The sequence below is a fragment of the Pseudoalteromonas sp. NSLLW24 genome (genome assembly GCF_015864725.1).
Lineage (GTDB): Bacteria > Pseudomonadota > Gammaproteobacteria > Enterobacterales > Alteromonadaceae > Pseudoalteromonas > Pseudoalteromonas arctica.
The window spans coordinates 350,642-363,079 of record NZ_JADYWQ010000003.1 but is presented as its reverse complement, the minus strand read 5'-3'; the positions used below and the strand labels follow the sequence as shown (position 1 = coordinate 363,079).

At 35.8% G+C, this 12,438-nt stretch carries 11 protein-coding genes and 1 tRNA gene; 2 read left to right on the top strand and 10 right to left on the bottom strand.

What is annotated here, in order from left to right:
• Position 1 precedes the first annotated feature (1 nt).
• A tRNA-Met gene (locus tag I6E72_RS04900) sits at positions 2–75 on the bottom strand.
• A 421-nt stretch (positions 76–496) separates the two neighbouring features.
• Here I6E72_RS04900 and I6E72_RS04895 point away from each other — a divergent pair.
• Both I6E72_RS04895 and I6E72_RS04890 read left to right on the top strand, forming a co-directional pair.
• Positions 497–958: a globin domain-containing protein gene (locus tag I6E72_RS04895; RefSeq protein ID WP_197111239.1), complete on the top strand. Its 462-nt coding sequence runs from the start codon at positions 497–499 to the stop codon at positions 956–958.
• A gap of 191 nt (positions 959–1,149) precedes the next feature.
• A complete protein-coding gene (locus I6E72_RS04890; RefSeq protein WP_101217269.1) occupies positions 1,150–2,706 on the top strand; it encodes a cryptochrome/photolyase family protein in 1,557 nt (518 codons plus the stop codon).
• 60 nt (positions 2,707–2,766) lie between these two features.
• On the opposite strand, the gene I6E72_RS04885 is transcribed toward I6E72_RS04890, so the two are convergent.
• The 9 genes from I6E72_RS04885 to I6E72_RS04845 form a co-directional block, all read right to left on the bottom strand.
• The gene (locus tag I6E72_RS04885; RefSeq protein ID WP_007585496.1) at positions 2,767–3,213 is read right to left on the bottom strand and encodes an Hsp20 family protein; all 447 of its coding nucleotides are present in this window, start codon (positions 3,211–3,213) and stop codon (positions 2,767–2,769) included.
• 229 nt (positions 3,214–3,442) lie between these two features.
• On the bottom strand, positions 3,443–3,973 hold the full coding sequence (locus I6E72_RS04880) for a peroxiredoxin-like family protein (RefSeq protein ID WP_007585494.1): 531 nt from the start codon (positions 3,971–3,973) through the stop codon (positions 3,443–3,445).
• 112 nt (positions 3,974–4,085) lie between these two features.
• Positions 4,086–5,483 carry a sigma-54-dependent transcriptional regulator gene (locus I6E72_RS04875; protein WP_197101590.1) on the bottom strand — a complete coding sequence of 466 codons (1,398 nt, stop codon included), beginning with the start codon at positions 5,481–5,483 and terminating at the stop codon, positions 4,086–4,088.
• Positions 5,484–5,492: 9 nt separating this feature from the next.
• Positions 5,493–5,867: an Hpt domain-containing protein gene (locus I6E72_RS04870; protein ID WP_101216632.1), complete on the bottom strand. Its 375-nt coding sequence runs from the start codon at positions 5,865–5,867 to the stop codon at positions 5,493–5,495.
• A gap of 108 nt (positions 5,868–5,975) precedes the next feature.
• Positions 5,976–6,788, bottom strand: a complete 813-nt coding sequence (locus tag I6E72_RS04865) for a putative bifunctional diguanylate cyclase/phosphodiesterase (protein WP_139016253.1) — start codon at positions 6,786–6,788, stop codon at positions 5,976–5,978.
• 426 nt (positions 6,789–7,214) lie between these two features.
• On the bottom strand, positions 7,215–7,505 hold the full coding sequence (locus I6E72_RS04860; protein ID WP_007585474.1) for a hypothetical protein: 291 nt from the start codon (positions 7,503–7,505) through the stop codon (positions 7,215–7,217).
• Between the two features lie 337 nt (positions 7,506–7,842).
• On the bottom strand, positions 7,843–10,653 hold the full coding sequence (locus I6E72_RS04855) for a PAS domain-containing hybrid sensor histidine kinase/response regulator (RefSeq protein ID WP_197111237.1): 2,811 nt from the start codon (positions 10,651–10,653) through the stop codon (positions 7,843–7,845).
• Positions 10,646–11,254: an isochorismatase family cysteine hydrolase gene (locus I6E72_RS04850; RefSeq protein WP_197111235.1), complete on the bottom strand. Its 609-nt coding sequence runs from the start codon at positions 11,252–11,254 to the stop codon at positions 10,646–10,648. Before I6E72_RS04850 ends, I6E72_RS04855 begins: the two co-directional genes overlap by 8 nt.
• A 22-nt stretch (positions 11,255–11,276) precedes the next feature.
• A complete protein-coding gene (locus tag I6E72_RS04845) occupies positions 11,277–12,314 on the bottom strand; it encodes a response regulator (protein WP_010554674.1) in 1,038 nt (345 codons plus the stop codon).
• Positions 12,315–12,438: the final 124 nt, after the last annotated feature.

Sequence of the window (12,438 nt, the reverse complement as noted above, 5' to 3'; positions counted from 1 at the left end):
GTTGCGGGAGCCGGATTTGAACCGACGACCTTCGGGTTATGAGCCCGACGAGCTACCAGACTGCTCCATCCCGCGCCAATAGATATCAAACTTTAAATTTAATATCGCTGTTAGCTGTTTTACAACATGCTAAACAATGGCCGCTATTATAAGGATGTACGGGATGATTAGCAACTATAATACGCAATTAGTTTGTAAAATTTCCAATTCGTCAAGATGCTAATTTAATGTATATATAAGTAATCAATCAATTTTATAAAATGCTGTCTCTAAATTATTAAATATTACAGCTTATTATTTTTGAGTGAAAATCAAACAAACTAAATTTGAGCTACCTTAGTACCTTTTAGATGCTTACAATTTACCAGAAAATAAATTGATATAACTAAAACCCATACTTTAACACTAAAAAAACGTGCAGAATTTTATCTGCCCGCTATAATCAATTTTATGCTACTTAATAATAATAGTTATTACTCACTGCAGCGAGATAAAAATGAACCAACAACAATCAGCATTGTTAAATAACTTAACAATTATTAAGCCAAATTTTCATGCATTCACGGCTCGATTTCACAGTAAATTGGCTGAATCTAGCATTGAAATGAATTACCCAACAGCCTTACAATTTAACGAAAAGAGTTTTACCCTTTTTTGTGTGTTAGAACGAATTGTTAAACATTTAGATAAGCCAGCATCGGTAGCTCCTTTTTTAGCACATCATTTAATATACCTAAAAAAAAGCAGTGTTTCACAAAATGACATTGCACTATTATCTGATGCGTTTTACGAAACCCTTAAAGAGCACCTTGGTAAACACTTTACTCCTGAGAGCCAGCTCGCTTGGAAAAAAGCCCTTAAATATTTTGAAAACTTTGCCAGCAATATTCTATTTAATGTATCTAATGTGGTTTCGTTACAACAAAAAATGCAGCAAAAGCAAAGTAATAAAATTTAAATATAAAATTTTAGGGGTGGCAATTTAACTTACTTAACCTCCCCATTAATTAAACTCATTTGCACACCATGATCCAACACGCCTTTATTGCCTTGATAATCGGTTAAGCCTTTTTGCTCTATTCACTCGTAGTTAAATAGTAAAACGATCCTTTAATTAAATACGTCCGTATAAAAAAATTTGGCTTTACTATGACCCATCACAAAACACTCAGACTAATACTAGGCGATCAGCTAAACCCATCTCATTCATGGTACAAGCAAAAAGACGACGACACGCTTTACCTCATCGCAGAACTAAAACAAGAAACTGACTACGTTAAACATCACATTCAAAAACTGTGTGCTTTTTTTAATGCTATGGAAAACTTTGCAACTGCATTAAACACGGCAGGTTTTAATGTTTTACATTTAACACTTGATGATACCGATGACGACAAGGACTTGATTGAATTACTCAAGCGAGTTGCCGATAAATACCAATGCGACTCTATTGAATATCAATACCCTGACGAGTTTAGGCTAAAATCTCAATTAGCTAAGTTTAAGAGTGATAGCTCATTAAATGTAATTGCTACAGATACTGAACACTTTTTATTACCGTTCACCGATATAAAAACACGCTTTACAAAAAACAAACATGTAACAATGGAGCACTTTTATCGTGCTATGCGTAAGCAATTTAATATATTAATTGATGATGCAAAGCCAACTGGTGGCAAATGGAATTTTGATAGTAATAATCGTAATAAATTTTCTAAAAAAGACTTAGCCGACATCCCAGAGCCTAAGTTATTCAATACTGATGTTAGCAGCATTATTTCTCGTTTAAATAAACACAACGTCGCTTATTTGGGTGAAATAAATGAACATTCACTGGAGTGGCCAACAACGCGTAAACAAGCGATTGAATCTCTTGAATACTTTTGTGAGCACTTACTTAGTCGCTTTGGTCACTTTCAAGATGCGATGACAGATCAAAGTAAAAACAATACCAGCCTGTACCATAGCCGTTTATCGTTTGCCCTAAACGCAAAAATACTCCACCCGTTATATGTAATCAAACGTGTAATAAGCGAATACGAACAAAGACCCAATGAAATATCCCTCTCGCAAGTAGAGGGCTTTACTAGGCAAATATTAGGCTGGAGAGAGTATGTACGTGCCATTTATTGGATTAACATGCCCGACTACGCAGTTAAAAATCAATTACAAGCCAAAAATAAACTGCCATCTTATTTTTGGAACAGCTCTACAAAAATGAATTGTCTAAGCCACTCACTCAAGCAAAGCCTTGAAACCGCTTATGCTCATCATATTCAGCGCCTAATGGTTATTGGGAACTTTTGCATGCTCACAGGAATAAACCCTGATGACGTAGACAACTGGTACTTAGGCGTTTATATAGATGCCATAGAATGGGTAGAAATGCCCAACACCCGAGGCATGAGTCAGTTTGCCGATGATGGAATAATTGCAACAAAGCCTTATGCTGCAAGCGGTAACTACATTAATAAAATGAGCGATTATTGCAAAAGCTGTCAGTACGATGTTAAACAAAAAGTAGGAGATAAAGCTTGCCCGCTAAATAGCTTGTATTGGCATTTCATGAATAGACACAGAGACAGGCTAGAGAAGAACCCACGTATTGGTATGGTATATAAAAACTGGGATAAACAAGATGAAACACTTCAAGAACAAACGCTGCAACAAGCAACCTACTACCTTAATAATTTAGAAGCGCTTTAAGTAAAAAAACCGCCTCAAATGAGGCGGCTAAATAATCAGGGGAATATGTACTTTAGAAGACTATTTACCTTCTATTAGATTACTATTACCAATTTCTATTTTACGTGGTTTAAGTGCTTCAGGAATTTCACGCTGTAACTCTATGCTTAATAAGCCGTTAGCTAAATCGGCACCAAGTACTTTTACATGGTCTCCAAGCTGAAATTTACGTTCAAAGTTACGCTCTGCTATACCTTGATGAATAAACTTACGTTCATTATTTTCATCTTTATTAGCTTTAATACCTGCAACTTTTAATGTGTTGTTTTCTGACTCAATGGTTAATTCACTATCACTAAAACCGGCAACGGCCATAGTGATTCTGTATTTGTCTTTATCGAGTGCTTCTATATTGTAAGGAGGAAAACTCGGCTGCTTGTCTGTATTAGCTGCCGCATCCATAAGTGATGCTAAATGTTCGAAGCCGATAAATGAACGATAAAGTGGTGATAAGTCTACTGTACGCATAATAATATCCTCATATTTAAGCGATATTTTGCATGTGCTTTTCTATTGAACAAGCTCAAGCAAAGTTTAATTAATAATATAAATTTCAATTGTTTAAGTTTAATTTAGGACCCATCAGGCGTCCTACTTAACTATATATGGACGGTAAAATTGTTTTCAAGTAAATTTATTAAAAATAAATAAAAAAGGCACTGAAGAGTGCCTTTTTTGAAACCATTTAAAATGAATACTATTTAATAAATGTGCCCCGGATTGGATAGTCGTTTTCTCTTGAAAACTTAATCCCACCTAGCAGTTGCTCTAAATCAGGACGAACAAACGGGCTGTTTGATATATCTACCATTTGAAGCTGATTTTTTTCATTAAGCACATAAATTCCTGGTTCAGCAAATGGATGATCAGTTTCTGCACCACTGCGAGGCTCGCTAATATGTAGCCCTAAATCAGTCATTTGTTCGATTGTTAAACCATAGTAAATTGGGAAGTTAATATCTATTTTTTCAAGATGTTTATTAAGCTGCTCATGGCTATCACCACTTACTGCAACCACTTCAACTCCAGCCTCTTTAAAGTCTTTATGAACTTTAGCAAGCTCGTTGAGTTGCGCAGTACATTTAGGGCAGTGCTGGCCTCGATAAACAACAATCATTTTCCACGGAGAGTCACTTATTCTGTCAACTAAATCTACCTTTTTCTCATCAACATCACTCACTACTAGTGATGGCATAATATCCGCAGGTTTTAAACTAGTGTTACTCATTGCGATCTCCTTTTACTATTTCAGATTAAAAATTAATTTTGCTCTCACACATAGAGTTTAGGGTAACTTTTATTAATTCAACCTAAAATTGCAATTAAAATCTATTAAAGCTTTAAGACCATCCCTTTATTTTTCTATAAATGGTAGATGCACTTACCCCTAAATAAGCAGCAGCAAGAGGAATGTTGTCTTCGCAGCTTTTGATTGCGTTTTCAATAGCCCTTTTTTCAACTTGCCATAATGGTTCTATATCGTGAACCGACATAGGAGATAATTGAACACTCTGATCGTTTGTATTGTGAATTGACTTAGCTGAGCTTGAGTGTTTTACAGCGCCTAGACCAAATGAATTTGGTAGCATATCTCTTTCTATTACATCGCCATCATTAATAACGACTGTATTTTCAATTACATTTTGCAGTTCGCGTATATTACCTGGCCAATCGTAATTACAAAAAAGCGCCTTAACTTCATCAGAAAAGCCAATAAAATGTTTAGCGTTGCTATCGCTTTTTTGTTTTAAAATATACTCAGCGAGCAGTAAAATATCGTTTCCGCGCTCCCTTAAAGGCGGGAGCTTTACGGGGATAACATTTAAACGATAATATAAATCTTCTCTAAAGCGCCCCTCTGCTACCTCTATTATTGGATTTCTGTTGGTTGCACATACCAAGCGAACATCGCTGTGTAATACCTCGCTGCTACCAACCTTGCTAAATATGCCGGTTTGTAAAAAGCGCAATAACTTAGCTTGTAAGTTAAGCTCCATTTCACATAGTTCATCTAGAAATAACGTACCGCCGTTGGCCACTTCAACTGCGCCCTTACGATCGCTTAAAGCGCCACTAAATGCCCCTTTAACATGCCCAAAAAATTCTGATTCAAATAACTCAGCAGGGATCGCAGCACAGTTTATAGCAATAAAAGGGCCTTGGCTGCGAGGGCTCGAATCATGAAGGGTTTGTGCGCATACTTCTTTACCGGTTCCACTTTCACCTGTAATAAATACGCATGCTTTGCTTCTAGCTGCGCTATCTAGCAATCTAAAAACGGTTTTCATTGCGAGAGATTCACCAACAAAATCTTGGCTTTTATCACTGCTTTGAACCAAAGGTTGTACTTTAGCTTGCTCTTTGGGTGTTAACGCACTTTCTACTGAGCTAATAAGTCGCTGACTTGTGAAGGGTTTTTCTAAAAAATCGAAGCCACCTAAACGCATAGCTTCCACTGCAATATCAATAGAACTATTTGAGGTGATCATGACTACATTAGCAGGATTTTTTTGTTTATTTACAAATTGTAAAACTTCAAGCCCACTTATATCAGGCAAGCATACATCTTGTACTATCACCGCAGGCATTTTTTCTTTAATACCGACCAAAGCAGAATATCCATCTGCGAAATGCTTACATTCAAAACCTACTTGCTCTAGCTGACTGGCGTACAAAGCACCACTTGCGATGCTATCTTCAACAATATAAACAAGGCCTTTACCCATTATATCTGACACGGCTTTCTCCTAGATAGCTATACTCTTACTCATTATTTGATATGCATCTCTGGTTTTATCCAAGTTATGCTTAATAACAAGCGCTGCGTGCAAATTTTCTTCTGTGGTTGGTGGTGGTGAATCGTGTAACTGTGTTGCCAATGCAGCTAAAGGAGCGGCTCCATATAAGGCAGCCGAGTTTTTCAAAACATGCATTATTTCTCTAATTTTTATAATATCTGCATTATTAATTGCCGTATCTAATTGGTTAGCCATAGTAACTAATTCATCGATAAATAAGTTTACTAATCGAGCTAAAACGCTTATTCCAACATCCTTTTCAAGTTGAATTAAAACATTTAGCTCCGTAATACTTTTATCGATAAACTGCTCTGATATAGGCATAGATAACCTTTGTGTAAGTTAAAGCTTCGTACACTAATAAAATGTAAGAATTGTAGTTTAAGAGTAATTTGTTTTTTGCATTTTGCAAATCAAAATGAATATAAACAATTACAGAGCCCAGGTATCAATACTTTTTGTTAATGTTTGCGGCTTATCGAGCAAGTACCCCTGAGCAATATCACAACCAAGTTGTTCTAATATTTGTAATTGCTCATTCTCTTCAATGCCTTCTGCTACAGTTTGTAAGCCCAATCGTTGAGCCATCGCAATAATTGCGCTACATAACGTAAAGTCTTCGTTATTAGTTGCAATACCACTTACAAAACTGCGATCAATTTTTAAACCATCGATATCAAATTGACGAAGTAGACCTAAAGACGCGTACCCAGTGCCAAAATCATCAATCCACACCTTTACGCCTTCTTTATGGAAGTTTTCAAACGCCTTAGCTATTTTATCAGGACTATGAATTAGCGCTGTTTCCGTTAATTCAACTTTAATGGCTTGTGGTGGTATTTGGTGCTTTTCTAGCAAAGCCATTACTTTTGAAAACACATCACCATCTAAAATTTGTACCGGTGAAATATTTAAAGAAACAGCAATATCTGTCATACCAAAATGTCGCATCTGTTTTAAATCAGACAAACATTGCTCAAAAATCCAGTCACCTAATTCTAAAATCATTCCCGATTGCTCTACATGAGGGATAAACTCATCAGGGCCTACAATACCAAAGCGGGGTGATTGGCACCTTACTAGCGATTCAAAGCCGACCAACTTTCCCGTTCCTAATGATACAAGCGGTTGATAAACCATTTTAAAATAATTATTTTGCATTGCATCCGACATGATTCTCTCTAACTCATGCCATCTTGCGAGATTGACTGGGCTTTCTGCTTCTAGGTACTTAAATGCATTCATGTTTTGCTCCGATTTTCACTCTTAGTGACTTATGTAATCAAGAGCAAGTTACAGACCATTTAGAAAGTGAATAAAACAAAAATAAAAACAGCAAATTCAAAAGGTTAAGTTTAGTTATTTGAGTATTTAAATTTTTCCATTTTATTTGCATTTTGCAATTCAATTTGCAATGCACCTAAATTAATAAATGAGAGCTTACTCAAGCCCAAACAGCACAGAGAAACCAGTTAATAATTGTTGGCTAAAAGTAAGGATTAGTAATTGAAGATGAGTATAAAGAAAGGCTGGATAAAACTAATTTGGTTACGCACAGCTTGAATTAAAAAGCGTACACGTAATTTTAAAGCTAGGGATAAAAAGTTAAAACGGTGGCAGGAAACATAAAAAAACGCAGGCAACAATAAATAGTTACCTGCGCAAAAGTCTCTAGTTTGAAAGAGTGTCGTTATTTTCGTTTTTAGGGGCTGTTACATGTTGTGCATAGTTAGTATTTTGCGAGTCAAACGTATTACTCATCGACTGTGCATTTTCAACATCAGCTTGTGTAAAAGTAATCGGCTGTATGTCCGTTAACGGCTCTACAGAATCGCTACCGCGCAGAACTGTAATACCTATTACTAAGGTAGCTACAAGCAAAATAGACAAAACCATGATTTCAGGTGTAAGTACCCAATTATTACTTTTAGGTTGTTGTTTGGCTTTTGTATTTGTTTGCATATTGCACCTCTTAAAAATTTAACTAAATTGTCTTGATTTGATATTTAATATGTTGCGAAAGCCGTGCCAACTAAACAAAAACAAACGAAAGATAAAATAAACAACAAAATCAAAGTATTAAAAAAATTAAAAATGTAATTTAGAATCCAAAAACAATTCGTAACGTTGTATTTTTATTTTGAATTGCAATTTGCGAATCAAATTGAAAAACTATAATAAAAACACTCATTAAATACTAAAAAATAAATTTAACTTACTCCTAAAATACTAGGTTAATTTCTTCGTTTATCAAGTTTTATGCAACACAAACCCACTTTTTATATTGCTCTTCAATTGCTCAACTCAGCTTTTCCCACACTTGCACTAAACGAGTAAGCTTTAAATGCTTAGATTCAATAGCCTGCTTTGGTGCATATTTATCAAGCAATAAATAAAGTGTTTCACTTACAATTGGTTTAGCTAAATAATCATTCATCCCCGCTTCAATAAATCGCTCTTTATCACCATGAATTGCATTTGCTGTGAGCGCTATTATAGGAGTGGCTATACCTAACTTTCTGATTGCTTTGGTTGCAGAGATCCCATCTAGTATTGGCATTTGGATATCCATAAAAATAATATCAATTTCATCTCTTTGCGCCTTTAATATTGCCTCTTGACCATCGCTAGCAATATATACCCGACAACCTTTTTGCTCTAAAAACTGTCTTATTACTATTTGATTATTAGTATTATCTTCAGCAACCAATACATTGGTCCCATTCAACTGAGCTAACCCTGAAGAGCTTTCTAAGGCTTCTTTTTGTTCACGATTAGTAAATATAATATCTAAATGAAATAACTGCTCTTCCAATAAACTAATTGCTCGCGGTACATGCGATACTTTAAAAGGGCCATTTAACCTAAGCTCTCTGTCGTTAAGATTTTGCGGTAATAAGCTTTCACCTAGTAAGTCTAAGATAAGTAAACATGGTGAATTAAGGGAGTTATATGTATTTATACACTCGCGTGTTTGGGCTAGCATTGGAGGATCAGTTAATACAATTGCATCAGGAAAACTATCATACTCAGGGATATCTGGACATATTTCATAGTGCTCAAAAGCGATAGAAAACCGAGTGAGTGTGTGCTCCAACGCGGTTTTTAAAATTTGATTATGTCCTACAATCCATACTCTTGGCTTTTTACTTCGTGCTGCAAACCCCTCTCGCAATATTGAGTCTGTTGTGTCTATTTTTAACGGGTAATTAACGATAAACTCACTCCCTTTATTGAGCTCAGAGTTAACCGAAATATCTCCCCCTACTACATCACAAATTTGCTTACATATCGCAAGGCCTAAGCCACTACCACCATGTTTTCGGGTAATTGAATTATCTGATTGAATAAAAGGCATAAACATACTTTCTATTTTATTTTTTGCGATTCCCATTCCAGTGTCTTTTACTGATAAATGAAGATTTAAATTATTGGCTCCAATGTAAGTACATCTAACGGTCACCGTTATTACGCCTTGTTGAGTAAACTTAATCGCATTGGCTAATAAATTAATGGCTATTTGCCTTATACGTGCATGATCACCAATTACTTGAGCGGGGACATCAGGATAAAAATCAAAAACAACCTCAAGCCCTTTTTGCAAAGCACTTTGGGTAATAATATCTATTGCTTCTTCAATACACGTATCAATACTAAATGGCTGATTATCGAGTGTTATAGCTTGTGCTTCAAAACGCGAATACGTTAATACATCGTCCAATACACTCAGTAATGCATCAGAGCTTGTTTTAATCATTTGCGTGTAACGCATTTGCTCAGAAGTTAAACCGGTATGATGCAAAATATCTGCAGAGCCAATAACGGCATTTAATGGCGTGCGAATTTCATGGCTAATATTTGCCATAAATCGGCTTTTAGACTCAGCTAATGTTTCTGCCTGATGTTTAGCTTCAAGCAATATTTGCTCGCTTTCAATACGTTCTTGTATATCAACAAGTGTTGCGGCAATAGATAACAAATCGCTTTCGTAGCCACCCACAATGGGAGTAAGTGTCATTTCAACCCAATTATTTATGCCTTGTGCATTAATCAAACGTATATCAAAGCGACGTATATCACGCTTACCTTGTTTATAATCAAGCAAAGTGCTACAAATTTTTTCTACATCTTCTTTTGCTATAAACTTAATTATAGGTAAGCCAAGGCTCTCATCTACATTGCTGTGTAAGACGCGTTGCCATGCTTGATTTATAAATAATAAATTGCCAAATGTATCAAGGCGTAAAACAATATCAGGAATATTATCGACGACAGAGTGGTAGTTATATTCTATCTCTGCCATTGCTTGTTCAGCTTTAACTCGCTGCGTAATATTAGTTTCTATAGCGATAAAATGCTTTACTTTACCTTCATCATCTCGCACTGGGTTTGCATCAATAGCAACCCAATAAACGTTACCATTCTTATCATAATTTGTGGTTTCAACTTGAAAAGGAAGCCCATTTTTTACAGCGTGAGACATAACCTTACGACTTTTTTCACATGTTTTTGGCCCTTGTAGCAATTGACCTGGGCTAGTGCCTATAACCTCATCACAGGTGTAACCTGTAAGTACTTCAAAACTATTGTTAACCCACTCAATCACACCAAACTTATCTGTAATAATCACTAAGTTATTTGTATGGCTCGCAACAAGCGATAAGCGTTTAACATATTTTTGCTGTTGCGTTAGCAAAAATTGAGAATCTTTATGACGTTGAATGTCATAGAACGAGCCTATAAAGCCGCTTTTTTCATCATAAACTAACCTTAACTCAAACCAGTTCATGAGCCCGATGCTGCTTTTAATTTGTATTTCTACACTGGGAGCCTGCTTCCCTTCTAGTAAACAACAGCTGTATGCGACAAAATGCATAATATCATCGCAATTCATTAACTTAGTAATATTGGAGCCAATTAATGAATCGGTTGAGTAACCTAACTTCTTCTCCCAAGCTTCATTAATATAAGTAAAATTCAAATGTTTATCACACTCAAAAATACACTCATCTAAAATAGCTAATAGCTTTGCTTGACGTCGATTACTATTGGAAAGTTTTTCAACTAGTGCATATTGGATTTGAACTTGTAGCTCATCATTATTATTCATGATCTCTCCAATACTTTATAAAAGTATTACTCTGACAAACTCGTGCATAAAGAAGGGAAACCTTTTCACGGTAGAATGCTTGTTCAAAAGGAGTGCATCTCGGTGTGCAGTCACTTAAAATAGTGGCATTAGAACCAAGTGCAACAGCAGTGCGCACAGTTGAATCAATACAGATAGAAGACACAGTACCCGCTAAAATTATATTAGTGGTCGCATGTTTTTTGATGTTTTCGGCTAAACCTATATGTGTAAAAGCATTTAAATTTCTTTTCCCAAATACCACCTCTATAATATTACTAAAAAGGTCTAGCTGCTTAATGGTTTGAGCACCGTACGAACCTGCTTTAAATGCCCCCACCGCAATGACTTTTAATATACCAATCGGATTTTTAAGCTCGCTATAGTTTTGCGTAAAGTGAATGGGTGTATTAATAACTAAAGCAAATTGCTCTGCGCAGAAGGTCAATAAATAGAGTGTATTTTCCCCCACGCCAGTAATTCTTGATGACTCTTCAACCTCGTCATACAAAATGCCTTTTGGCAAAAAGTAATTGTTTTGAAAACCAATTAAAATAGGTGCTGTCTTAGAGAAATCATCCATAACTCTCTCCTTATTAATCAATTTAAGAGGCTAACTGCCAAGGTTTAATAAATTTCTCAAGTACCGCTTTTGTCACTGGCTTCTGTAAATAGTGAGTAATTCCTTTATCAAACAACTCAGCTATTTGCTCATCGCCTGTTAACCCCGTTAAAATAACTTTAGGAGTATTGTTATTAGGTGTATTTTGCCTAACTAATTGCTGCGCCACATCGCTACCAAACATTCCTGGCATACGCTCATCTAAAAGTAGCAAGTCAAATGGTTCATTTTGAGCAAGTGTTAATGCACTGGCACCATTTTCTGCACACGTTACTAAGCAGCCCAGCATTTCAAGCATTACTTTTGTAGCAATTTGGCTCGGTAAGCTGTCGTCTGCTACTAATACCGATAAACGTGTTTGTGTGTGAAATGTTGTTAAAATAGTAATTAAGTCGGTATCAAAAAATGGCCAGCCTAATATTTTTTTAGATAGTTTATGAGCTTGGCTCAGCTCGTAAATGTCGTTAATAGAGCACAACTTTATGTGTGTATTTAAGCTGTCACTATTTAATTTATCAATTAATGCGTTACCACTAAGATGGCGTAAATCCTCTAGCTGTGCAGACTCTCTAAGCGTGCTATTAAATAATTTAAAATTTAAACCAAAACGATCGTGAGTATTAGCTGACATTTTTAAACAGCTTTTGAGTAACGCTTCGCAATCAGTTAAAACGTCTACATTTTGTCTAACATCAAGCGCTAAACTAACAGACTCTTTAGTTGCTAAGAGCCCGTGAAAATCCAACGTGTTTACTTGTTCAGAATCATCAATCTGATAGTGAATACTAACTCCCTGAATATTTGCTTCGAGGTTAAGTAAAAAGCACTGCTTTACTGCTGCTAGCGCCGGAGTAAGAAACGCCTCGCATTGTGCAATCATTTGCTCTGGCGGAATTTGCAAACAGACGTAGTTACATTGCAACTTGTTGATTAAGGTAATAGAGAATTTTTGACTTTGGGTTTCACAATATTTACCTATTACCCCTTGGATAATTTCTAAAACGTGACTATTAATATTCATAAAGCATTCTCGTTAACCCAATGTATAGCTCTACATCATCAAGTTATGTGCCATAAATTAATTCTTATAAACACACTTGCATTCATAGACTTAAGTATTAGACAAACAGGGCTCTGGTTTTTCA

Coding starts and splice junctions, on each gene's coding strand:
- I6E72_RS04895 (WP_197111239.1), top strand. CDS start 497: ATGAACCAACAACAATCAGCATTGTTAAATAACTTAACAATTATTAAG.
- I6E72_RS04890 (WP_101217269.1), top strand. CDS start 1,150: ATGACCCATCACAAAACACTCAGACTAATACTAGGCGATCAGCTAAAC.
- I6E72_RS04885 (WP_007585496.1), bottom strand. CDS start 3,213: ATGCGTACAGTAGACTTATCACCACTTTATCGTTCATTTATCGGCTTC.
- I6E72_RS04880 (WP_007585494.1), bottom strand. CDS start 3,973: ATGAGTAACACTAGTTTAAAACCTGCGGATATTATGCCATCACTAGTA.
- I6E72_RS04870 (WP_101216632.1), bottom strand. CDS start 5,867: ATGCCTATATCAGAGCAGTTTATCGATAAAAGTATTACGGAGCTAAAT.
- I6E72_RS04865 (WP_139016253.1), bottom strand. CDS start 6,788: ATGAATGCATTTAAGTACCTAGAAGCAGAAAGCCCAGTCAATCTCGCA.
- I6E72_RS04860 (WP_007585474.1), bottom strand. CDS start 7,505: ATGCAAACAAATACAAAAGCCAAACAACAACCTAAAAGTAATAATTGG.
- I6E72_RS04855 (WP_197111237.1), bottom strand. CDS start 10,653: ATGAATAATAATGATGAGCTACAAGTTCAAATCCAATATGCACTAGTT.
- I6E72_RS04850 (WP_197111235.1), bottom strand. CDS start 11,254: ATGGATGATTTCTCTAAGACAGCACCTATTTTAATTGGTTTTCAAAAC.
- I6E72_RS04845 (WP_010554674.1), bottom strand. CDS start 12,314: ATGAATATTAATAGTCACGTTTTAGAAATTATCCAAGGGGTAATAGGT.